Below are 23,602 nucleotides of genomic sequence, written 5' to 3' on the forward strand. Positions count from 1 at the left end.
TTTAGCGGCTCAGCGCCATTCTTCGTTCGTGTTCAATCAGCCAGCGCTTGCGCCACAAACCGCCGCCGTAACCGGTCAGCGAACCGTCGGCGCCGATGACGCGATGGCAAGGGATCAGAATGGAAATCTGGTTAGCGCCATTCGCCCTGGCGACGGCGCGGGAAGCGGTTGCCTGCCCGATATCGGCCGCCAGCGCAGAGTAGCTGCGCACTTCACCCGCCGGAATAGCTCTGAGCGCATCCCAGACTTTTCGGGTGAACAACGAACCGAATTCTGCCAGCGGCGTGAGGAATAAACGCTTCCCGCCCGCGAAATACGCCGCCAGTTCCTGTTCGAGCTGATCTATGACCGGGTTGCGGCCAAAAATAATTTCAGATGACGTCAGCTGTTTCAGCCGCTCAATTTCGTTGGGCAACGCCGGACGGTCAATAAACTCCAGCAGATACAGCGCGTCGCGGCTGGCGATTGCCAGCATGGAACCGATCGGCGTATCCAGCCAGTCAGCTTTCAGAAACTGATGCTTTCTGGCCTGACTGGGGTTCAGCCCGATTTGCCGGGTGATTGCCGCGCGAAATCCGCTGCCGGATCCAAAGCTGGCATCCAGTTGCGCTTCAATCACCGGCTCTCCGCCAGTCAGGGCATCGACGCCTTTACCGACTCTGCGCAGGCGCGCCATTTCCAGAAACGTGATCCCGAACTGCCGTTTAAAAGCCCGGCGGACAGTGGAAGGGTCAACATTCATTGCCTGCACATCGTCTTCACTCCATCTTTTGTCCGGCTCATTTTCCAGCGCTGCCAGTAACTTCAGCACCAGCGGGTCTTTCTCTCCGCCCTGCATGAGCGGGCGGCAGCGTTTACACGGGCGGTATCCTGCTTCCATCGCACTGACCATCGACGGATAAAACACCGAGTTCTCACGTTTAGGCTTGCGCGCCGGGCAGGTCAGCCGGCAAAAAATCCCGGTACTTTTCACACCGACAAAGGCAAAGCCGTCGTAAGCCGGGTCGCGGGCAATCAGCGCAGCATAAAGAACATCATCGTCAGGCAAATCGAAAAGCATGATTTCACTCGCAGACCGGGAACATGGGAAAAGCATAGGGGAATTCGAACGGGGGAAGCGACGTTTTTCGGGCGTTGATTTAACTCTTTCCGGCGAGGTTATCCGTGCCCGGCGCAATACCGGGCACGGCCATTTTTACTCCTCCAGCCCGCGATTTTTCAGCATCGGCTCAATCGACGGCGCCTTACCGCGCCAGGTTTCGTAGAGCTTTTCGAGATCTTCGCTGTTACCGCGTGAGAGGATCTGGTCACGGAATTTCTGACCATTCTCCCGCGTCAGCCCGCCCTGTTCGGTGATACCCGCAAAGGCATCATCGGCCAGCATTTCTGTCCACAAGTAGGCGTAATATCCGGCCGCATAACCGTTGCCCCAGATGTGCTGGAAATAGCTGGAACGGTAGCGCGGCGGCACATAGGCCAGGTTCACTTTGTCCTTCGCCAGCGAATCCGCCTCGAACTTATCGACATCCTGCTGGGGTGCGTCGGCGCTCAGGCTGTGCCAGTGCATATCCAGCAGCGCGGCGGCCAGAAGCTCGGTCATGTCATAACCTTTGTTGAACTTACTGGCCTTCTCGATTTTGTCCTGCAATGCCTGCGGCATCACTTCGCCGGTCTGATAATGTTTCGCGAAGTGAGTAAACACTTTCGGGTCACTCGCCCAGTGCTCGTTAAACTGAGAAGGGAATTCGACAAAATCACGCGGCGTCGCGGTACCGGAAAGGCTCGGGTATTCCTGACTGGCAAACAGACCGTGCAGCGTATGACCAAACTCGTGGAACATAGTGATCACGTCGTCCCAGGACAGCAGCGCCGGTTGCCCCGCTGCGGGTTTCTGGAAGTTGGCGACGTTGTAAATCACCGGCTTAGTGCCCAGAAGTTTCGACTGATCGACGTAGTTGCTCATCCACGCGCCGCCGCCTTTATTATCGCGCTGATAATAATCGGCATAGAACAGCGCCATCGATTTACCGTCTTTATCGAACACCTCAAAAACCCGCACGTCCGGGTTATACACCGGCAGGTCTTTGCGTTCTTTAAACGTGATGCCGTACAACAGGTTAGCGGCATAAAACACGCCGTTTTCCAGCACATTGTTCAGCTCGAAATAGGGTTTAATCTGCGCGTCGTCCAGATCATATTTCTCTTTGCGCACCTGCTGCGCGTAATGCTGCCAGTCCCAGGCAGCCACCTGGAAGCCACCCTTCTGTTTATCGATTTCCGTCTGAATATCCTGCGCCTCACGCTGTGCGCGGGCGGTGGCTGCCGGCACAATTTTGTGCATGAAATCCAGCGCAGCCTGTGGCGTTTTCGCCATCTGATCTTCCAGCTTCCACGCCGCATAGCTTGGGAAGCCCAGCACCTGAGCCTGCTCAGCGCGAACTTTTGCAAGCCTGGCAATCAGCTCGCGGGTGTCGTTAGCATCGCCTTTTTCAGCACGATTGATGGATGCTTCATACAGCGCCTTGCGGGTATCCCGGTCATCGAGCGACTGCAACAACGGCTGCTGCGTCGTATTTTGCAGCACCAGCAGCCAGGCGTTATCCAGCTTACGGTCTTTGGCGGCCTGCGCGGCAGCGGATAATTCGGCATCACTCAGCCCGGAAAGCTGCGCTTTGTCTTTCACCGTCAGCCCGCCCGCTTTGGTCGCGGCCAGCAACTTGTTGGTGAACTGGGTGCTGAGCGTCGCCGCCTGCTGATTCAGCGCCTTGAGTTTGTCTTTATCCGCATCAGAAAGATTGGCACCGGCCAGCTCAAAATCTTTAAATGTCACCTCGATCAGACGCTGCGACTCCGGCGACACCTTCAGGCTGCTGCGCTGGTCATACACCGCTTTCAGGCGCGCAAACAGTTTGCTGTTGAGATGAATGCTGTCATCCATCGCGGCCAGTTTTGGCGAAGTGTCTTCGTCAATTTTTTGCAGCGTATCGTTGGTGTTCGCGCCGGTCATCGCGCCAAAAACGTTTTGCACGCGCTGGAGCATGACGCCGGATTTTTCCAGCGCTACATAGGTATTTTCAAAAGTAGGCGGTGCGCTGTCGCTGGCAATTTTATCGACTTCAGCGAGTTTCTGGCGGATGCCTTCAAGAATGGCCGGTTCGTAATCACTGTCTTTATAGAGATTGAATTGCGGTGCCTGATATTCCAGCGGGCTGGGGGTTAAAAACGGATTATCGGCTTTGATAGCATGATTCATGACGTGCTCCTGCGTGGCGGGCTGCGCAGTTTGCGCAGCGCCTGCAAACTGGCTGAGAGCCAGACCGGTTGCCATAAAGAGGATGGACAGACGCATTTTCAGTCTTCCTTAGCTGAGGGAAAGATGGACTCCGTTAAGTGTTTGAGAATAGACGCCTGCTGCCCGATCGGCAAAAGAGAATCCTAAGTAAATCGTGTTATTACGAGGCAGGTTCCATATTTTTGGCCGCCGCATTCTGTCAGGATAGCGTTCTTCGCAGCACGTAAAATGACCGGAAAAGAGATGATCAAAAACCAGACTTTCAGCGACCAGCGCTTTAGCCAGCAGCAACTGTCGGGCGAAGAATTTCACGATTGCAGGTTCCTGCGCTGCCGTTTTGACAGCACAAATCTTTCTGACATCGCTTTCGTCAACTGCATTTTCTACGACGATGAAACACAGTCAGGTTGTTCTTTTCAGCATGCGCAGCTGAAAGATGCCAGCTTCAAACATTGCGATCTGACGATGGCGGATTTCAAAAATGCGCAGGCGCTGGGTCTGGAGATCCGCGAATGCAAAGCCACCGGCGCAGATTTCAGCGGCGCCAGCTTTATGAATATGATCACCTCCCGCACCTGGTTTTGCAGCGCATTCATGACCAAAAACAACTTCAGCTACGCCAACTTCAGCAAAGTCATTCTGGAAAAATGCGAGCTGTGGGAAAACCGCTGGACCGGCGCGAACGTGCAGGGGGCAAACTTCAGCGGCTCCGACCTTTCCGGCGGCGAATTCACCGAGTTCGACTGGAATAACGTCAACATCACCCATTGCGACCTGACGAATTCAGATCTGGGCGAACTGAACATCCGCAAAGTGGATCTCGATGGCGTGAAAATCGACGACTGGCAGCAAAGCCATCTGCTGGAGAAGCTGGGGATGATTGTGATTCATTCGAAGTGAGCGTATTCGAAATCGCGGTTAACGCTTTTTCTGCGCGAGGCTGTAAAGCGCCTCAATATTACTTTTTTCGCCTTCGGCCTCTTTCAGCCTGCGACGCTGTTCAGCGAACTGCTCATATCGCTGGCAGACTATTTCATCCGCTTCTTTTTTGCTGATTTTGCCGCTGTCCTGCAAAACGTCAAATTCATTAAATTGAAGGAATTGCTCCAGTTTCTCCTCCCAGTTTTTTAAGAAAATCTGCTGACGGCGTTTAGTTTGATCCTCAGCGTAATCCAGCCACATTGAAATAATGCGATTGAGTTGATCGATTTCTGATTCACGTAAGTAATTTTTAGCAATCGTCGTATCTGTCTTACGCACATGATCATATTTGAAACTGGTCAGCCCCATATCCGGCTGGCTGGCGTCGGCACGCTGGGCGATGATTTCTGCTGCCGTCATGCCCGTGCAGGCATAATGCAGCTTATTCTGAATCGCCTGGAAAAAGCGCGCGGTATCCGACAGCAAGAATGGCATCAAGATTGTAATAATCAATCTGCCGGGAAACCTCCCGGGTCCCTTCCTGACGAACTATCCGGAATTTCCGGATAGTTGCGTTTCGCTCAAGTTCGCCTTCCTGATAAATATTCATCAGATGTTCGTTAATTGTCCGAACATCTTTTTGGTAAATTTCAGAAATCAGAGCCTGCGATAACCACAAAGTCTCCGACGCGAAGCGACATTCTATGCGTACACGTCCGTCCTTAGCCTCAAAAAGAACAAACTCTCCCTCCGGCGCCAGAGGCGTAATGTGTTCATCCATCCTGACATACTCCTTCAGACGCCATGAGGCGTTTAACCTGCAGACAATAGCCTCATTCTACCTGTTTCCCCTGAATGCAAAAATAGCGGTTAATCTAACCCGATATGTAAACCGGAAAGTGCGCTTCTCCCCCACCCTTCATCAGAATCTCATCACACTATGCTATAACTGGCATTCGCTTTAGCCACGAAATTAACCTCATGAAAGATAATAGTATTTACTCTCCTCAGGCGTCTGTGCCGGAAAAATCACGGGTGCTGGGCTGGTCTAATTTATTCTCGCTGTGGTTCTCACTCGGCATGGGCCTGATGGTTTTACAGGCCGGGGCGATTCTGGCACCGGGGCTGGGGCTTGCAGGATCGCTGGCGGCGATTGTGCTGGGTTCTGCCGTCGGCGTTGCGCTGCTGGCGCTGGTCGGGGTGATCGGCGGGCAAACCGGCATGTCTTCGATGGCGTCGCTAAAACTGAGCCTCGGCAAACGTGGTGTGGCGCTGCCGGTGCTGTTCAATCTGATCCAGCTGATCGGCTGGGGCGCGTTCGAAATTGTGGTGATGCGTGATGCGGCCAGCCTGCTGGCAAAACGGGCCTGGGGCGACGGCAGCTTTTGGGCGAATCCAACCCTGTGGACGTTTATTTTCGGCATCGTCGCCACCTTGCTGGCGGCCAGCGGTCCGCTGGCGTTTATCCGCGTGGTGCTGCGCCGCTGGGGGATCTGGTTACTGTTGGCGAGCTGCGCGTGGCTGACCGGTTATCTGTTCCTGCACGCGGATTTATCAATGCTGTGGCATAACGCCGGGAACGGTTCGATGCCGTTCGCGCTGGCCTGCGACATCGTGGTGTCGATGGCATTTTCATGGCTGCCGCTGGTGTCGGATTACACCCGTTTTGGCAAGTCTGCGCGGCAAAATTTCTGGGGTACCGCCTGCGGATATTTCCTCGGCAGCGTCTGGATGATGTCACTTGGCGTCGCGTATACGCTGGCGTTTGTCAGCACCTCAGCCGATGCAAATGCGCTGCTGCTGGCGCTCTCAGGCGTGGCGCTGGGTATTCCGCTGCTGCTGATTCTGGTGGATGAACACGAAAACGCTTTTGCAGATATTCACTCGGCTGCGGTATCGGCGGGCACATCGGTGCCGGTCAGCGTCGGGAAACTGACGCTGGGCATCGGCCTGATGTGTACGCTGATCGCCTGGTCGGTGCCGCTGACGCAATACGAAAACTTCCTGCTGCTGATTGGTTCGGTCTTTGCACCGCTGTTCGGCGTGGTGTTGACGCATCATTTTGTGCTGCATCGCCAGACCAACGAAAACCTCAATCTGCGCTCGGTCGCAGCCTGGTTTACGGGGATCGCGGTCTATCATCTGATGGCGAATCTGCTGCCCGATGTCGGCGCAACTATTCCGTCGCTGCTGGTGGCGGGGCTGATGTGCTGGGGATTGGGGCGCAAAGTCTGAACTAAGAAAACCGCCCCTCAGGGCGGTTCCTTAATTACTACAAACCAGATCCCATGTTGACGTTAATCTTGATATCAGAAACGTTAACGTTCCATCCACCATTCTCAGTCGTCATCAAAGAACCCAGCACAACGATCAGTGCATAAATACACTTTTTCATTGTTGCGGCCTTTTACAACCGCGTTTCACCAATAAGCACCGGGACTTACAGGAGAAGGACAGGCAAAGTTGAGGTTGCTCGTCCCCGCGGTACTGAAAGTGCTATTTCCTAAGCCCGGTGACCTGCCGCTAAACAGGCGAAACTAGCCCCGCGCGCAGACTAGCACTAAGACCATAAAAAAAGTAAGACAATTTTATAGTCTCCCAACTTGTTCAGTTTGGGTGAATCATGTACAGTTCTTTCCGTTGGGGTTGCTTGTTCCCGCTTGTTTTAAAAAGGCTGATTTAGCGCTAACTGAATCACCCAACAAAAAAACCGCTCTTTGAAGCGGTTTTTTTGTGCCTGAAATTCAGCCCTTACAGCCTCATTTCCCCTGCCCGAAAAAATCGTTGTACAGCATATAAAGGTGCGCCGCGCTCCATGAGAAGTTGGGTGCGCCCTGCTGCTGGCCGGTGAGCGGGTTGTAGTTTTCGCGGATCGGGCCGTCGGTCATCAGGCCGTCGGCGTGGTCGAAGAAGGCCTGCGCCATGGTGATAGCATCGTTGCGGTAGCCGTACTGCTCCATGCCTTTCAGGCCGAAATAGAGCTGATCGACCCACACGCGGCCACGCCAGTAAATGTCCGCGCCGAACGCCGGATTGGTCAGTGCGGCGGTGCCGAGCGGCACATAGGTGTTGAATTCGCGCCCATCTTTCATCACTTTCACCACGGCGTCGGCATGCGCCTGCGTCGCTGCGCCGTTAAACAACGGTGACCAGCCTTCCGGGCCTTTGCCGCGTTCGACTATCGGTTTGCCCGCGCAGCCGTTGGCCAGCGGTTTCTCTTCAATGCGGATGTCATAGAAAAAGCCGCTGCGGCTGTCGAACATGCAGGTATTGATGTATCCGGCCAGCTTGACGGCTTTCGCACTAAAATCTGCGGCTTCGGTTTTCTTGCCCAAAATGCCGGCGATATCGGCCATGTACTTGTTGTCGCTGTACATATAGCTGGCTTCATCGACCGATTCCTGTAGCAGCGAATATCCCAGCAGCGTTCCGTCATCAGAACGGTTTTCGGCGAATTTAACCTGCCAGTCTTGTTTTTTACCGCCATTTTTGATGTATTTCGCCAGCTGATCGGCGTCGATGAAACCAAAGGCCGCCGCATCGTCCCTCCCCGATTCCCATGAAGCCGCCACCTGCGCCGAAATTTCTATGCTGTCGTACTGACCGGATTTCACGACGCGGTCATAGTTTTTCAGCCCGGATTCGGTCTGTTCTTTCTTCCCTTCCCGAACGGTAAACAGCATGCTGCCGTCGGCGGTATTGTGCGCTTTATCGCGCGTTGCGCCGTATTCCGGCATGCCGTTATGGTTGTGATCGCGGTTGCGCAGCCACCAGTCATGATAGGCGACCAGTTTCGGGTACATCTCTTCCAGCCACTGTTTATCACCGGTCGTTTTGTAGACTTCCATCACCGACCACGCCGCCAGGCTCGGCTTGGTGTTGCGCTCATTCCAGTTGGTGCCGTCGCCACCGCGCTCAGGGCTTGCGTTATAGGCGATGAGATCGGGCACAAAACCGGCATCCCACGGGCGAACCGTATCGCCGGGTGGGATCTGAAACGCAAACACGGCGCGGATATTGTTTTTCGCTACGTCAGGATTGAAGTGTGCCATCGCGTAAGCCTGTTTCCAGGTGTCCCACGGCCAGGTCTGATTGCCGGAGAACCAGCGGCCGGTGACAGACGGCGTCACGGAATCAAATCTCATTACGCCCGCCGCGCCGCGCCAGTTACCGTTAAGGGTTTCGATGGCTTTGACCGCCACACGTTCCTGCGCCGCTGTGGCGTGCGGGTTGGTCAGCCCGCGGGTCAGATATCCTTCCCAGCGCTGTTGTGAGGCCGCCAGAAAACGTTGCGGATGCGCCAGAATACCGGCGATCTCAGGCTGCTCTTTCTGTACCTCACCGGCGGTCAGCAGATGCGAATAGGTGGTGTAAATCGTGGTGGAACTGGCGATGTTGGCTTTCGCGGTAAACTGATGCCCTGCCACCGTCGTCTGCATCGGCAGGGATTTGTGGATCTGGTATTCCGACTCGCCCGACGTCATCAGGCTGGAGGCCTCGCGCACTTTCCCGAAGGTCACGCGCAGGCCGTCAGCCGTCGGCAGGATCTTACGGGTATAGCCCGGATATGCCTGTTCGATGGTTTTATCCGACGGCGGTTTCCCCTCCTGAGCGCGCAGATTTTCCAGTAATGCGCCGTCCCAGACCAGTTCCAGCGGGGAATCGGTGGTGATTTTGGTTTCCAGCAACGAGGTGCGGGCGGTGACAAAACGCAGCGTCATGTCGACGCGAATGCCGGGCGCGGTCAGCGTCTGGATCAGCGCGCCGGGAATGCTGTACGCCTCCATGCTGAGCGCCACTTTCTCACCGTTTTTGAAGATCGTCAGCCGGTCAAAGTTATCCGCCATAAAGTTGATGTATTCTTCGGTCAGCAGCGCCGGGCCGGGAAATCCGCCCATGCCTTCCGGCCCGGCCGGTAATAAATGTCCGTGCCACGCGCCGTCATCAAATAAAGGATTGAAACGCTGATGCTCATCGAAATCATAATCGAGCATATAATGCGGCGCGCCGGTGCGGTTAATGACGTTTTTATAAGACTCAGCCTGCAATGGCTTGACCGTTTCAGCGGCCGCATTGCCGGAAATAAATAAGACAGACGAAATAAATAAGGCAAGGATTTTAACGCTGCTGATATTTTTCATTATGATTTACCCCAATAGAAATATTGCATCAGAAATATCGAATTACTGGCGCCGGTATTGTCGTTGCTCATATAAAATTTACTGTCTAATGCGGTCGCGAACCGGCCACCATAATATTCGTACCAGATACCGGCCTGCGTGTAGGAGGTGGTGGTATCCGCCGCGTTATCGAGACGGTGTTCGGCGTAGCTGTAGGCAGTCGAGAAATACAGGCCGGACACCGCTTCGACCATCGCGCTGACCATCATGCCCGATTCACTGCCGGGCTGATTGCCATCGCCTTTGCCGGTGTGATGCCAGACACGTCCGGCGAGGTTTTTGCCCTGTAAACCCGCAATCACCAGTTGCCCGGTGCCGTCGGTGAGTTCGAGGCCGTTGAGCAGCGTCAGCCCGTCGGTCAGATCGTATTGCGTGTAACCGTTAACTATCGCCCGGTACGTGTATTTATCTGAATAACGGTCATATTTTCCAAAATGCAGCAGCGCCTTACTCTCATCAACGCGGCTTTCCGGCGCGGCGGTCACGCTGTAGCGGAACTTGCCGGTGAGGTTCTGGATTTTCGCCGCCTGCGTTAAATCGCGGGTATTGGGAATGACGTAACCGTATTCCGGCGTGAAATCGCCCCACCATTGCAGGTCATCCAGCGAGGAGTCATTGCGCATGCTGAGGATCATCTCGGTGCCGTTATCGGTGCGGTAGCCGCCATAAAAACGGTTCAGGCCGCCCTCAAATCCGCCCCAGCTGTGATCGGGCACCCAGGCATTTCCCTGATGGTCGGCCTGCACTGTCCAGCCTTCACCATAAATAAGCCCGAACCAGTGGCCGTGTTGTATTTCCAGACCGCCTTCGATATAGGTACCGTCGCTGTATTTATGCTGGTCCTGACCCTTTAAATACACGCTGCCTCCACCGCCCATTTCGCCATAAAAACGGTAAGCGGTTGCCTCTGCGTTTTTTGGCGTTAATTCCGGCGGGGTTAAAATATTATGTTCGGCGGGAACCACAGATTCCTGCGCCCATAAATTCATTGGTGAGGCGAATAATAAAAATATGAGTATTTTATTGAGTGATATTTTCTTCATCGGTATGCGCATCGCTCAGGGTGAGGGGCTGAAAGTGAGCCAGAAATTAAAACGCATACTAGTAAATATTTTACTAAAATATACTTAAATATCGGTAAAGCGTTAACCGGGTCACACTGCATTTTTGCAGCCCTGCGCGCATGCGGCGTGTATACATGCGTCTGCGTAGCCATTAAGCTAACCGCCTGATTTACTGATAACCCTGGACTGAGACGCTGATGGCAACATTAAAGGAAATCGCTGAGGCCGCGAACGTATCCGTTGCGACGGTTTCACGCGTGCTGAATGACGATCCGAGCCTGAGCGTAAAAGCGCAGACCCGGCAGAAAATCCTGGAAGCGGCAGAACGCCTGGAATACAAACTGTCGTCGGCCAGGCGCAACGCCACCCACCGCATGACGTTTGCCGCGCTGTTCACTTACCGCCAGGGGCTGGAAATTGATGATCCTTATTATCTTTCCATGCGCTATGGCATTGAAACACAATGCGAAAAACTCGGCATTACGCTGGTTTCCGGCTACGACTTTACCGGCGATAAAGCCCTGCCGTCTGCCGAGGGCTATCTGGTTATCGGTCAGCCGCAGGCCGCGCTTCATCAGCAACTCAGTCAGCAATCCCTCCCGGTCGTGTTTATTGATGGCGTGATGGACGATCCGCAGTCCGACTGTGTGAATGTCGATCTGTTTAAGATCAGCCAGAAGGTGATCGATTTCTTCATCGGGCAAGGCTATTCGAGGATCGGGTTTATCGGCGGGCGCGATGAACCTGAATTTGCCGATCAGCGCGAGCAGGCTTTTGTGGAATATGGCCGGCTGAAAAATGTGGTGCAGGCAGAGGATATTTATTACGGCGATTTCACCAGCCAGTCCGGCTACCAGTGCGCCAAAAAAATGCTGCTGGACAACAGGCCGTACCCTCCGGCGCTGCTGATTGCCACCGATACCATTGCGCTGGGCGTGACCCGTGCGCTGCTGGAGCACGGCGTGAAAATCCCGGAGCAGATCGCGCTGATCAGCGTCAACGACATCCCGACCGCACGCTTTGTTTTCCCTTCTTTATCAACGGTGCGCATTCATTCCGAAACCATGGGCGCGCAGGCGGTTAACCTGCTGACCGAGCGCCTGCGTGATGACCGTAACGTGCCGCTTTCGGTATTTGTCCCCAGCTCATTGCAGTTGCGCGATACCACCCGCCGCTGATCCCGCCCTGCCGGTTCACACCTTCTGACGCCCTGCTTTTTCCGATCGGGCAGGCGTCAAAGGGATCGCCGACGATCGTTAAAAATTAACTGCCTGATCCCTCACCGCTTTTTTTAATTAGTGTGATCCCTCTGACAATCGGTAAATGTTTTTAGTTATTTTTACTAAATATTTACTATCTTGTTTCCCATAGATACACGTCTCAGGAGAGATCACGTGAATAATTGGGAAAACATCGACAAGCAGTCAGAACACCGTTTACCACCGAGGGCCAGTTTTTTCAGCTATGACACTGCGCAACAGGCACTGCGCTTTGACCGCGCGGCCAGCCACTGTTTTCAGCTGCTCAGCGGTCGCTGGCAGTTTGCCTATTTTGATCACCCGGCGTTAGTGCCGGACGCATTTTACAACCAGCCGGTGACGGGCTGGAGCGATATCGCCGTGCCCGGAATGTGGCAGATGGAAGGCCACGGCCAGCTGCAATACACTGACGAAGGTTTCCCGTTCCCGATCGACATTCCTTTCGTGCCCGCCAGTAACCCGACCGGCGCGTATCAGCGGACGTTTAGCCTCGATGCCGCGTGGGCAGGCAAACAGATCATCATCAAATTCGACGGCGTCGAAACCTACTTCGAAATCTACGTGAACGGCCATTACGCCGGGTTCAGCAAAGGCAGCCGCCTGTGCGCGGAATTTGATATCAGCGCGTTTGCGGTCCAGGGCGAAAACCTGCTGTCGGTGCGCGTCCTGCAGTGGGCGGACTCCACATATATCGAAGATCAGGATATGTGGTGGATGGCCGGGATTTTCCGCGATGTGTATCTCACCGGCCAAAATCCGGTTCATCTCAATGATTACACCGTGGTTACCGCGTTCGATGAAAACTACTGCGACGCCGTGCTGAGCATTGATGCCGTTCTGTGTAATTTGCGCGAGCCGGTCAGCGGTTATCGCCTGCATGCGCAGTTATTCGACGATGGCGTCTGTGTGGCGCAATTGTCAGCAGATAACCTGCATATCGGCGATGAAGCCCGTTGTCATCTGGACATACCGGTCAGCCAGCCACGTCAGTGGAACGCCGAACATCCTGAGCTCTATCAGTTGCTGCTGACACTGTATGACGATGCGGGCAAGGTGGTTTCCGTGGTGCCGCAGCGCGTCGGTTTTCGTGATATCGGCGTGCGCGACGGGCTGTTTCACGTCAACGGGCGCTACCTCAAGCTGCACGGCGTTAACCGCCACGACCATGATCACCGCAAAGGGCGCGCGGTCGATATGGCGCGGGTGGAGCGCGATATCATCCTGATGAAACAGCACAACATTAACTCGGTGCGCACTGCCCATTACCCGAACGACCCGCGCTTTTACGAGTTGTGCGACATCTACGGGTTATTCGTCATGGCCGAAACCGATCTGGAAAGCCACGGTTTCGCCAACGTCGGCGATCTGAGCCGCATCACCGACGATCCGCGCTGGGAACACGCCTATGTGGAGCGCATTGAGCGTCATGTGAGGGCGCAAAAAAATCATCCGTCGATCATCATGTGGTCGCTCGGCAACGAATCCGGTTATGGCTGCAATATCCGCGCGATGGCCGCACGCTGCAAAGCACTCGATCCGACGCGTTTAGTTCACTACGAAGAAGACCGCGACGCCGAAGTGACCGACGTCATCAGCACCATGTATTCCCGTGTTTCCATGATGAATGCGTTTGGTGAATACCCGCACGCCAAACCGCGCATCATCTGCGAATACGCCCATGCGATGGGCAACGGCCCCGGCGGATTAGCCGAATATCAGGCAGTGCTCAACCGCCACGCCAGCCTGCAGGGGCATTACATCTGGGAATGGTGCGATCACGGCCTGCTGGAAACCGGCGAAAATGGCCGGATGCGCTACACCTACGGCGGCGATCACGGCGATTATCCGAACAACTACAACTTCTGCATGGACGGGCTGATTTATCCGGATCAAACCCCCGGCCCCGGCCTGCGTGAATATAAACAGGTGCTGTGCCCGGTCGGCGTCAGCCTGAGCGGCGGCGCGCTGCGTGTTAAAAACCGTTACTGGTTCAGCTCACTGGAAGACATCACGCTGTCGCTGACCGTGCAGATCGCCGGTCGCTGTGAAGAAGCCCGCGAAATCACCCTGCCGCATCTGCAACCCGGCGAATCGGAAGAGATTTCCCTGCCGCCATTCACCGCCAGCGGGCAGGAAACTTTCCTCAACGTCAGCATCTGCAAAAACAGCCCGACCGCCTACAGTGACGCAAAGCATCCGCTCGGCCAGTATCAGATGCTGTTGCAGGCGGCGCAGCCTTTGCCTGCTTCGCCGGTTGCCACACGCGTCACCCCGCTGCTTTGCGACGCGCAAAAACATCAGCTGATCGTCAGCGGCGAAAACTTCCGGCTCGAATTCTCCCGCCTCGACGGTGAACTGAAAAGCTGGCAGGTGGACGGCGAAGAAATCCTGGGCCGTGCGCCGAAAATCAACTTCTTCAAGCCGGTCATCGACAACCACAAACCGGAATTCGAAGGCCTGTGGCAACCCCATCATCTGCACATCATGCAGCAGCATTTACGGTCGCTGCGCTGGGAGCGTATGCAGGACGACGTGGTGATCGAAGTGCAAAGCATCATTGCGCCGCCTGTTTTCGATTTCGGTATGCGCTGTACTTATCGCTGGCGGATATCGCCTCAGGGCGCGGTGAGCCTCGATTTATCCGGCACGCCTTATGGCAATTTCAGCCACGTCATCCCGAAAATCGGCCTTGATGTTGGCATCAGCCGCCGCTTCACGCAGGTGGAATATTACGGCCGCGGGCCGGGCGAAAATTATCAGGACAGCCGTCAGGCCAACCTGATCGGCCATTATCAGCAACCGGTGAGCCGTTTATTTGAAAACTACCCGATGCCGCAGGACAACGGCAACCGGCAGGACGTCCGCTGGCTCAGCCTGCGGGATAACGCCGGTCGCGGGATTTTCATTCAGCCGCGCCAGCCGATCAATTTCAGCCTGTGGCCGTACAGTTCGCAGCAACTGCAACAGGCGCAACACATCGACGAACTGACGCCGGACAGCTGCCTGACGCTCAATCTCGATCACAAAATCATGGGGCTGGGTTCTAACTCATGGGGGTCGGAAGTGCTCGATTCTTACCGCGTCTATTTCTCTGCATTCCGCTACGGCTTCACGCTGGTGCCGTTCCGCCAGCAGGACACCGACAGCCAGCACCTTGCGGAATTCACCTTTCATACCGGGGAGGAAAACTGATGATTATTCTCGACTCTTTACATGAATTTGAGCGGCTGTATCGCAGCGGAAAGAAATGGCAGCGCTGCAGGGAAGCCATCAATAACCTGGAAAATATTCGTCCCGGCGTTTTCCATTCTGTCGGCGATTCGCTGGTTTACCGGCTAACCAGCGGCAGCGAAAAACAACGGACGGAATTCGAAGGTCACCGCCGTTATTTCGATGTGCATTATTACCTCGAAGGGGCAGAAGAAATCGAGTTTGCCGCGAAATCTGCCCTGCACGGCGTGGCGCCTTATGACGATGAGACTGACCGTGAATTTTTTAGCGGCCAGGGTGAAACAGTCAAAGTGAATAAAGGCAGCGTGATCATTTTTGAAAATCATGAAGCCTGCCGGTTCAGGCCGGAAAAAGACGTCAGAAAAATCATCTTACAGGTGACTATCGAAGAGAGTTATTTCGTTAATAAATAATAAAAAACAATAAAACCCTTACCCTATAAACATCGCAGTTGGAGAGTTTCTATGGCCGGATCGAGCAGAAACACAATCGGCAAATTTGGATTGTTATCCATGACATTTGCCGCCGTTTTTAGCTTCAACAATGTCATTAATAACAATATTCAGTTGGGCATCGCGTCTGCGCCCGTTTTTCTGGTGGCGACAATCCTCTATTTCATCCCGTTTTGTCTGATCATCGCCGAGTTTGTTTCGCTGAATAAAAACTCGGAAGCCGGAGTTTACGCCTGGGTAAAAAGCGCGCTCGGCGGACGCTGGGCATTTATGACCGCCTATACCTACTGGTTCGTGAATTTATTTTTCTTCACCGCGCTGCTGCCGCGCGTGATTGCCTACGCCTCGTACGCCTTTTTAGGCCATGACTATATTTTCACGCCAGTCACCACGGCTATTATCAGCATCTGCCTGTTTGCCTTTTCCACGCTGATTTCCAACAGCGGCGCGAAATTACTCGGGCCGATGACGTCGGTGACCTCGACATTAATGTTGCTGCTGACGTTCTCTTATATTGTGCTGGCAGGCGCAGCACTGATCGGCGGCGCTGAACCGGCCAATCCGATTAACGTCGAGGCCATGACGCCGCATGTTAACTGGGCATTTTTAGGCATTATTGCGTGGATATTTCAGGCCGCGGGTGGCGCGGAATCGGTCGCGGTGTACGTGAATGACGTCAAAGGCGGCAGCCGCGCGTTCGTGAAAGTCATCATTATTTCCGGGCTGGTGATCGGCGTGCTGTATTCCATCGCCTCCCTGTTAATTAACGTGTTTGTGGCACAGTCCGCGCTGCATTTCACCGGCGGCACCGTGCAGGTATTTGAAGGGTTATCGGCGCACTTTGGTTTACCGGCGGTGATGATGAACCGCTTCGTCGGCGTGGTTTCTTTCACCGCGATGTTTGGCTCATTGCTGATGTGGACGGCCGCGCCGGTCAAAATATTCTTTACTGAAATTCCTAAGGGGATTTTTGGCGAGAAAACCATTCGTCTGAATAAACACGGTGTCCCGACGCGCGCGGCGTGGATCCAGTTTCTTATCGTCATTCCGCTGATGCTCATTCCGACGCTCGGCTCCAACAGCGTACAGGAATTAATGAATACGCTGATCAACATGACCGCCGCGGCATCGATGCTGCCACCGCTGTTTATTATGCTGGCCTATCTGAATCTGCGGCTGAAATACGACAGCGTTAAACGCGATTTTAAAATGGGTTCCAGAATGCAGGGGATCGCCATCGTCAGTACGCTGATTGTGATTTTCACCGTCGGCTTTATCGCCTCGACCTTCCCGACCGGTGCCAGCATTATTACCATTATGTTTTATAACGTCGGCGGACTGGTGTTATTCCTCGGCTATGCCTGGTGGAAATACAATAAATATTCCAAAGGTCTGGATGAGAACACCCGTTACCACGAGGACACCCCGCTGGCGAGAATTGTGCTGGAATCGCAAAATGAAACCGCCCGCCTGAAAGAAGCGACGGTCACCAAATCGCTGTCAGGGGCGTAACGGGAAAAACATAGACATAAAAAAACCGCCTGAGAAGGCGGTTTTGTTTTTTTCCGAACCCGACCTTACAGCGCGATATCTGCGGGCAGATTGGTTTCTTCCTGCGCATGGGCGTCGAGCGGGCGCAGTTGCACCACATCGGCGACCGGCGTCGTTTTCATCGACGGGATATCGAGTTGCAAAATACGGCTGGTATCGAGCAGCTCTTTCTCGGTGGCTTCTACGTTTCCGTTCAGTTTGGTGCCATAAGACGGAATGATTTCGCGGAATTTAGCCTGCCACGCCGGGCTGGCCGCTTTCTCTTTGAAGACCGTTTCCAGCAACTTCATCATGATCGGAGCCGCCGTTGATGCTCCCGGCGATGCGCCCAGCAACGCGGCAATGCTGCCATCTTGTGCGCTGACCACTTCGGTACCCAGACGCAGAACCCCGCCATGCTTGCCATCTTTTTTGATGACCTGCACGCGCTGCCCGGCAACCCAGCGTTTCCAGTCTTTCTGCTCGGCCTGCGGGAAGAACTCCTTCAATGCCGCATGACGATCGTTATCGCTGAGCATCACCTGCCCGACCAGATATTTCACCAGATCGAAGTTACCCATACCGACGTGAGTCATCGGCAGCAGGTTGGAGCTGTTCACGCTGCCAAACAGATCCCACAGGGAGCCGTTTTTCAGGAATTTACTGGAGAAAGTGGCGAACGGCCCGAACAACAGAACTTGTTTGCCATCGATGATGCGGGTATCCAGATGCGGCACGGACATCGGCGGTGCGCCGACGGCGGCTTTGCCGTAAACCTTCGCCAGATGACGTTTCACCACGTCCTGATTTTCTGTTACCAGGAACTCGCCGCCCACCGGGAAACCGCCGTAGTCACGCGCTTCCGGAATACCGGATTTTTGCAGCAACGTCAGCGACGCCCCGCCCGCACCGATGAACACAAATTTCGCGTTCACGACGTGGTGTTTGTGGCTGTGGCGGAGATCGGTGATGGTGACGCGCCAGCTTCTGTCCGGATTGCGCTGGATATCGCGCACTTCCTGACCGTTCGCCAGCGTGAAATTGGATTTTTTCTGCAACGCCTCGACCAGCTGGCGGGTTACCTCGCCGAAGTTGACGTCGGTGCCTGCGGTGGTGCGGGTGGCTGCCACTTTTTGCGCCGGATCACGGCCTTCCATGACTGCCGGGATCCACTGTTTGATTTGTTCCGGGTCTTCTGAATATTCCATCCCACGGAACAACGTACTTTCCTGCAACGCGGTAAAACGTTTGCGCAGAAAATCGATGTTTTCATCGCCCCAGACAAAGCTCATGTGCGGCACGCTGTTGATGAAGGAGCGCGGATTATTCAGCACGCCTTTCTGCACCTGATATGCCATGAACTGGCGGGAAACCTGAAACGCTTCGTTGATCGCCACCGCTTTGGTGATATCGACAGATCCGTCCTGCTTCACCGGGGTGTAATTCATTTCTGCCAGCGCGGAATGGCCGGTACCGGCGTTGTTCCAGCCGTTTGAGCTTTCCTGCGCCACGCCGTCCATACGTTCGATCATATGGATCGACCAGTCTGGCTCCAGCTCCTGAAGGTAGGTCCCCAGGGTGGCACTCATAATTCCGCCGCCGACCAGCAATACATCAACGGATTTTTCGTCTTCTGCGGCCGCAGGCTCGCTGGCACCCAGTGAGTCACGGTTGAGAAGCATACCAAGTATCTTTCTCATGACGTCTGTTTCTCTAAATGTTCAGTTCTGTTTTTGGCGATTCGTTTAAGAATATTGTTATGGCTGTCGAACAAGAAATTAGCAAAAAAACACGCGGGATCGTTACTGAAACTTCATTTTTTCAAATGACAGCAACGAATATAACATTATCACTACATAATTTAAAAAAGGATTTAACCTTTCAAAAAAAGAGGAGATGCGCCAAGAAGATCATCATGCAGGCCGCAGCCTGTCTGGTTTTTCGGAGATTTCAGCCCCTGTTCAGCGCGGATTTTTAGCGTACAAAGAACGCGCAATTCGTGCTAAATCGGGTTGGGGAGGGACAGCGTGCGGAGCGCAAATGTTAAAAAGGCGCGGTTGCCCGCGCCTTTACGATGGTTTTGTTAACAAATCAGATCAGAGCGCGACGTCAGCCACCTGCTTCTGCTCTTCACCCTTTTTCGGAGCCGAAGAGTTGTCAGCCGCCGGAGCCGGTTCTGCCGCTTTCGGCTGCGGGTTGTCGAGCATCAGAACGCGGCTGGTGTCGCCCAGTTCTTTCTCGGTTGCCGCCACGTTGCCGTTCAGTTCGGTGCCGTAAGAAGGGATGATTTCCTTCAGTTTGGCCTGCCATTCTGGCGTCGCGACTTTGTCTTTGAACACTTTTTCCATCAGATGCAGCATGATCGGTGCGGCGGTGGATGCGCCCGGAGAAGCGCCCAGCAGCGCGGTAATGCTGCCATCTTTCGAGCTGACCACTTCGGTGCCAAGGCGCAGAACGCCGCCTTCTTTCTCATCTTTTTTGATGATCTGCACACGCTGACCGGCTTCCCACAAACGCCAGTCTTCTTTCTTCGCATCCGGGAAGTATTCACGCAATGCATCGAAACGGTCGTCGTCGGACAGCATTACCTGGCTGACCAGATATTTCACCAGATCGAAGTTGTCGATGCCTACGTGGGTCATCGGCATGATGTTGGAGAAATTCACGCTGCCGAACAGATCCCACAGGGAACCGTTTTTCAGGAATTTGCTGGAGAAGGTAGCGAACGGCCCGAACAGCAGAACTTGTTTGCCATCCAGAATACGGGTGTCGAGGTGCGGAACGGACATCGGCGGCGAGCCGACAGACGCTTTACCGTACACTTTTGCCAGATGACGTTTCACCACGTCCGGGTTTTCAGTCACCAGGAATTCGCCGCCGACCGGGAAGCCGCCGTAGTTATCCGCTTCAGGAATACCGGATTTTTGCAGTAACGTCAGGGACGCGCCGCCTGCGCCGATAAACACGAATTTGGCTTTGATGACGCTTTCTTTGCCGTCGTTTTTCAGGTCAGCCACGGTGACGTCCCAGGTGTTATCCGGGTTACGTTTGATGTCACGCACTTCATGGCCGAGGCTCAGCGAGAAGTTAGGTTTCTTCTGCAACGAGGCCACCAGCTGGCGGGTGATTTCGCCGAAATTCACGTCGGTACCAATCGGAATGCGGGTCGCAGCGACTTTCTGTGCCGGGTCACGCCCTTCCATCACCAGCGGGATCCACTGTTTGATTTGCGCCGAGTCTTCTGAATATTCCATGCCACGGAACAGCGTGCTTTGTTGCAGCGCCGCAAAACGTTTACGCAGGAAATTGATGTTGTCATCACCCCACACAAAACTCATGTGCGGCGTGCTGTTGATGAAGGAGCGCGGGTTGTGCAGTACGCCGTTCTCAACCTGATAGGTCCAGAACTGGCGGGAAATCTGGAAGGATTCGTTGATTTCGACCGCTTTGGAGATATCGATACTGCCGTCGGTTTTTTCCGGCGTGTAGTTCATTTCTGCCAGCGCAGAGTGACCGGTACCGGCGTTGTTCCAGCCGTTGGAGCTTTCCAGTGCCACGCCGTCCAGGCGCTCGACCATGTCGATGGACCAGTCTGGCTCTAATTCCTGAAGGTATGTCCCCAGCGTCGCGCTCATAATGCCGCCGCCGATCAGTAACACATCCACGGGCTTTTCATCTTCTGCGAACGCTGACTGACTGAAGGCAACCACGTTAAGGCAGAGGATCATGGCAAGTAACTTTCTCATGACGTCTGTTTCTCTGAATGTTTAGTTTTAGTTTTGCAGGTGAAAGCTATCCAGATTTCCCCTGGATAAACGAAATCAACAACCCGATGCGGTGGGAAACAAGCGATTATTTCCACAGAGTATGAAAGGACAATAATGGGGAGTAACGAAAACTGCGGTGCAGAACGACAATTCAACCACACAAATGTTACCGATTACTCATATTATCGAGATTTCGTAAACATTTTAACATTGCCGTTACGTGCATTAAAAATAGTTTAATACTTTAAATAATTACATAAGTTAGTTCCGTGACGAAACTATCAGCACGTCACTCATGCGATGCGTGCCTGCAACGTGGCGGCGTGCTGCGCCAGAATGGCTGCCGGACTGTGGCCGATCAGCATGAAGTTATAGCCAGAATCACGCCAGTAAATGACGTTCATCTTTTGCCGCACTTCGCTCTGCGGCGCCGTATTGCCGGGGTGTTCGCTGCGCGTGATACACAACGCCATCGGGCCGGAACGCGCATCCAGATAGGTGATTTGCGCGATATCATATTCGTCGTAATGCAACAGGCGGGCATTTTTAAGCTCCGCGCCCTGCACTAACAGCCCCGCCGGGCTTAACGCAATGCCCAGCGTTTTCTGCACCCGCGAGAGCTGGATTTGCTGCTGCTCCACGGAATCACTGACGTCCGCCAGCGTCTGCGCGGAATACAACGACATGTAATCGGCCACGCGATCGCGCCAGGTGCTTTCGGCGGGCAAGGTGGCGGAATAGCGCCCGGCAAGCAGGCCGACCGCCAGAAAACTCACTGACGCGGCGATCAGGGCACGACGACTGACGCCGCCGGGGCGGGAAACCGGCGCATCGGGGATGGCATCCAGCGCGGCCTGAAGCCTGCCGACCGGCGCGTCCTGCAGCATCAGGCCAAAGGCATCGTGGAAGGGCAAATTACTGCGCGCCATCTGCGCCAGACGCTCGCCGAGCACGTCATCACGCGCCAGTTGCTGATCAAACTGCGCGCGCTGTTTTTCACTCAGACGGTTATCGAGATACGCGACTAACACTTCATCAGAAAATGGCGAAGATAAGGTTTCACCGTTCATTTTTTCTCTCCCTGTCGTGACGACTTACCGGCATGTTGTGCCAGCGTCAGCCGGGCGGATGCCAGACGGCTCATAATGGTGCCGACAGGTACGGACAGCGTCATCGCCGCCTCCTGATAGGTAAAACCTTCGACATACACCAGAAAAACCGCGTTCCGCTGGGCTTCCGGCAGGCGTTTCACCCGCTGCATCACCTGCGTGTGCCAGTGCTTATCTTCGAATGAAAACGCATCGGCCGGCGTATCCAGCTCACTGGTATCGACAAATCCCTGCCCCTGACGCACGTGCTGCGCCCTGAGTTCATTGACCCATATGGAATGCAGAATCGAAAACAGCCAGCGATCGACTCCGGCGCTGTCCACCACGTGCGCGCTGCGTTCCAGCGCACGCACGCAGGTGGACTGCACCAGATCGTCGGCCACATCGCGCTTATGCGATAACACCATCGCATAGCGCCAGAGGCGGGCCAGACACTGGCTCAGTTCGTGACGTAAGTCTGTGGGTGAGATTTATCGTTTCCCCGTTTTCAGGATTCAGGATGCCCGTCAATGGCGGCGCTGAGATCACGATACTCTTCGCAACCGGTGCCGCATAAGCCTTTGATGGTGGCGAGCTGAGCTTTGGCGAGATCGGGACGCCCTTTAATCATATAAGCCTCGCCGAGATACTCCCGGACTTTGGCGTAATTGGCATCAATGGCGATCGACTTCTGATAATAGCTGATGCCTTCATCGGTGCGCCCGAGTTTACGGGTGGCGTAGCCGCGATAGTTCCACGCCTCTTTGGTGTTCTGATCTTTGAGCGTATTCAGCACGGTCAGCGCTTCCTGATAACGGCCGGTTTTCGCCAGATGATAGGCGTACTGGGTTTTATCCTGATCGGAAATCATGCTGCCTTTATCCACCATACAGCTTTTGGTTTTGCTGTCGTAGATTTGCCCCTTCGGGCAGTCCGGCGTTTTTTTCGCGTCGGAATCGTCGCCCATCGCGTGGGCAACGCCCGCGAACAGCAGCAAATTAGCCGCCAGGCAAGCCACTGACAGCGCGTTAACCGTTTTTTTCGTCTTCATGATGATGTCCTGTAGGGTACATATTGATGATTTACGGGCGGCTTTCACTGCCCGGTAACATGCGGCGCAGAATGCCGTCGCGCAGAACGTAATGATGGAAAAGTGCCGCCAGGGCATGCACGCCAGCCAGAATAATCAGCGCCCACGCCACGTTGTTATGCAATGAGCCAAAAGTTTTGGTCATCACGCTGTCGAAATTGAAAACATCCGGGATCGGAAATAAACCAAAGAAATAGAAAGGCTCGGCCTGCGACCAGCGGAATAAAAAGCCCAGGGTGATCTGCGCCACCAGCAGTAAATAGAGCGCCAGATGGGTCAGGTGCGAAGCGGCTTTCAGCAGCGTGGGCATGGCAATCGGTTTCTGTTTGCTGCGCCCCGTGCTGACGGTGAACAGCCGCCACAGCAGACGCCCGACAATGATCGCCGCCAGCAGAATGCCCACCGAGATATGCACGGATTGCAGCCCTTTACGCAGTGGCGTACCGCGCTCCAGCACTTCCCAGATGTGCGCGCTGGCAAACAGAAAGACCACGGCCAGCGCCGTCAGCCAGTGCAGAAGAATGGTCAGCCCGTCGTAACGGCTGCGAAGAACAGAAGAAGAATTTTGCATAAGAACGGTACCCGTCAGTGTTCGATATGAAGGTAAACACCTGAGCATGGTTTTTTATTCGATGAAAAGAGAAAAATTTTCAAATGAGTGGAAACTGAGCGACCGGTGTGACAGCCCACAGTCAGCGTAATAAAATTCCGATGAGGAAAAAAATGAT

The 23,602-nt window shown here is 54.4% G+C and carries 17 protein-coding genes and 1 pseudogene; 7 read left to right on the forward strand and 11 right to left on the reverse strand.

All coding sequences use genetic code 11. From position 1 onward, the window contains the following. Position 1 precedes the first annotated feature (1 nt). Together ACO0U8_RS17505 and dcp are read right to left on the reverse strand one after the other, a co-directional pair. Complete coding sequence (locus ACO0U8_RS17505; RefSeq protein ID WP_421671336.1) at positions 2-1,060, reverse strand: bifunctional transcriptional activator/DNA repair enzyme AdaA; 1,059 nt, start codon at positions 1,058-1,060, stop codon at positions 2-4. Positions 1,061-1,195: 135 nt separating this feature from the next. Beyond that, positions 1,196-3,349, reverse strand: coding sequence for a peptidyl-dipeptidase Dcp (dcp, locus tag ACO0U8_RS17510; protein ID WP_183849808.1), 2,154 nt, complete (start codon positions 3,347-3,349; stop codon positions 1,196-1,198). Between the two features lie 186 nt (positions 3,350-3,535). Here dcp and ACO0U8_RS17515 point away from each other — a divergent pair, with 186 nt between their 5' ends. Then, positions 3,536-4,192 (forward strand): Qnr family pentapeptide repeat protein, encoded by a 657-nt coding sequence (locus ACO0U8_RS17515; RefSeq protein ID WP_056777150.1) that lies wholly within the window; start codon positions 3,536-3,538, stop codon positions 4,190-4,192. Positions 4,193-4,210: 18 nt separating this feature from the next. Here the strand turns inward: ACO0U8_RS17515 and rhuM are convergent. Then, positions 4,211-4,994, reverse strand: a pseudogene (gene rhuM / locus ACO0U8_RS17520) (RhuM family protein). Between the two features lie 200 nt (positions 4,995-5,194). Between rhuM and cytX the strand changes: the two are divergent. Continuing rightward, complete coding sequence (cytX, locus tag ACO0U8_RS17525; RefSeq protein WP_421671337.1) at positions 5,195-6,448, forward strand: putative hydroxymethylpyrimidine transporter CytX; 1,254 nt, start codon at positions 5,195-5,197, stop codon at positions 6,446-6,448. Positions 6,449-6,972: 524 nt separating this feature from the next. Here cytX and ygjK read toward each other — a convergent pair. Both ygjK and ygjJ read right to left on the reverse strand, forming a co-directional pair. Next, positions 6,973-9,354 carry an alpha-glucosidase gene (ygjK, locus tag ACO0U8_RS17530; RefSeq protein ID WP_421671338.1) on the reverse strand — a complete coding sequence of 794 codons (2,382 nt, stop codon included), beginning with the start codon at positions 9,352-9,354 and terminating at the stop codon, positions 6,973-6,975. Further along, positions 9,354-10,382, reverse strand: coding sequence for a protein YgjJ (gene ygjJ / locus ACO0U8_RS17535; RefSeq protein WP_421671339.1), 1,029 nt, complete (start codon positions 10,380-10,382; stop codon positions 9,354-9,356). The genes ygjK and ygjJ overlap by 1 nt, the downstream gene beginning before the upstream one ends. A 272-nt stretch (positions 10,383-10,654) precedes the next feature. On the opposite strand from ygjJ, the gene ebgR reads away from it, so the two are divergent. The 4 genes from ebgR (at position 10,655) to ACO0U8_RS17555 (ending at position 16,911) form a co-directional block, all read left to right on the forward strand. Continuing rightward, positions 10,655-11,635 (forward strand): transcriptional regulator EbgR, encoded by a 981-nt coding sequence (ebgR, locus tag ACO0U8_RS17540; RefSeq protein ID WP_421671340.1) that lies wholly within the window; start codon positions 10,655-10,657, stop codon positions 11,633-11,635. A 216-nt stretch (positions 11,636-11,851) separates the two neighbouring features. Next, a complete protein-coding gene (gene ebgA / locus ACO0U8_RS17545) occupies positions 11,852-14,908 on the forward strand; it encodes a beta-galactosidase subunit alpha (protein ID WP_421671341.1) in 3,057 nt (1,018 codons plus the stop codon). Beyond that, positions 14,908-15,360 (forward strand): beta-galactosidase subunit beta, encoded by a 453-nt coding sequence (locus tag ACO0U8_RS17550; RefSeq protein WP_217204241.1) that lies wholly within the window; start codon positions 14,908-14,910, stop codon positions 15,358-15,360. The genes ebgA and ACO0U8_RS17550 overlap by 1 nt, the downstream gene beginning before the upstream one ends. A 51-nt stretch (positions 15,361-15,411) precedes the next feature. Then, complete coding sequence (locus ACO0U8_RS17555; protein ID WP_421671342.1) at positions 15,412-16,911, forward strand: amino acid permease; 1,500 nt, start codon at positions 15,412-15,414, stop codon at positions 16,909-16,911. Between the two features lie 65 nt (positions 16,912-16,976). Here ACO0U8_RS17555 and mqo (ACO0U8_RS17560) read toward each other — a convergent pair whose 3' ends face one another. Further along, a complete protein-coding gene (mqo, locus tag ACO0U8_RS17560) occupies positions 16,977-18,629 on the reverse strand; it encodes a malate dehydrogenase (quinone) (protein ID WP_136375761.1) in 1,653 nt (550 codons plus the stop codon). A gap of 59 nt (positions 18,630-18,688) precedes the next feature. Here mqo (ACO0U8_RS17560) and ACO0U8_RS17565 point away from each other — a divergent pair, with 59 nt between their 5' ends. Continuing rightward, on the forward strand, positions 18,689-18,907 hold the full coding sequence (locus ACO0U8_RS17565) for a hypothetical protein (protein ID WP_421671343.1): 219 nt from the start codon (positions 18,689-18,691) through the stop codon (positions 18,905-18,907). 118 nt (positions 18,908-19,025) lie between these two features. Here ACO0U8_RS17565 and mqo (ACO0U8_RS17570) read toward each other — a convergent pair whose 3' ends face one another. The 5 genes from mqo (ACO0U8_RS17570) to ACO0U8_RS17590 all read right to left on the reverse strand — a co-directional run bounded on the left by mqo (ACO0U8_RS17570) (position 19,026) and on the right by ACO0U8_RS17590 (position 23,445). Further along, positions 19,026-20,675, reverse strand: coding sequence for a malate dehydrogenase (quinone) (mqo, locus tag ACO0U8_RS17570; protein WP_421671344.1), 1,650 nt, complete (start codon positions 20,673-20,675; stop codon positions 19,026-19,028). A 314-nt stretch (positions 20,676-20,989) separates the two neighbouring features. Continuing rightward, positions 20,990-21,766, reverse strand: a complete 777-nt coding sequence (locus ACO0U8_RS17575) for an anti-sigma factor family protein (protein WP_421671345.1) — start codon at positions 21,764-21,766, stop codon at positions 20,990-20,992. Then, positions 21,763-22,212 carry an RNA polymerase sigma factor gene (locus tag ACO0U8_RS17580; RefSeq protein ID WP_421671346.1) on the reverse strand — a complete coding sequence of 150 codons (450 nt, stop codon included), beginning with the start codon at positions 22,210-22,212 and terminating at the stop codon, positions 21,763-21,765. Before ACO0U8_RS17580 ends, ACO0U8_RS17575 begins: the two co-directional genes overlap by 4 nt. Positions 22,213-22,292: 80 nt before the next feature. Further along, positions 22,293-22,835 carry a tetratricopeptide repeat protein gene (locus tag ACO0U8_RS17585; protein WP_056775682.1) on the reverse strand — a complete coding sequence of 181 codons (543 nt, stop codon included), beginning with the start codon at positions 22,833-22,835 and terminating at the stop codon, positions 22,293-22,295. Positions 22,836-22,866: 31 nt separating this feature from the next. Next, positions 22,867-23,445 (reverse strand): cytochrome b, encoded by a 579-nt coding sequence (locus ACO0U8_RS17590; RefSeq protein ID WP_122097223.1) that lies wholly within the window; start codon positions 23,443-23,445, stop codon positions 22,867-22,869. Positions 23,446-23,602 lie beyond the last annotated feature (157 nt).

This window comes from Rahnella sp. EDr1-12 (assembly GCF_049206505.1).
GTDB classification, from domain to species: Bacteria; Pseudomonadota; Gammaproteobacteria; order Enterobacterales; family Enterobacteriaceae; genus Rahnella; species Rahnella rivi.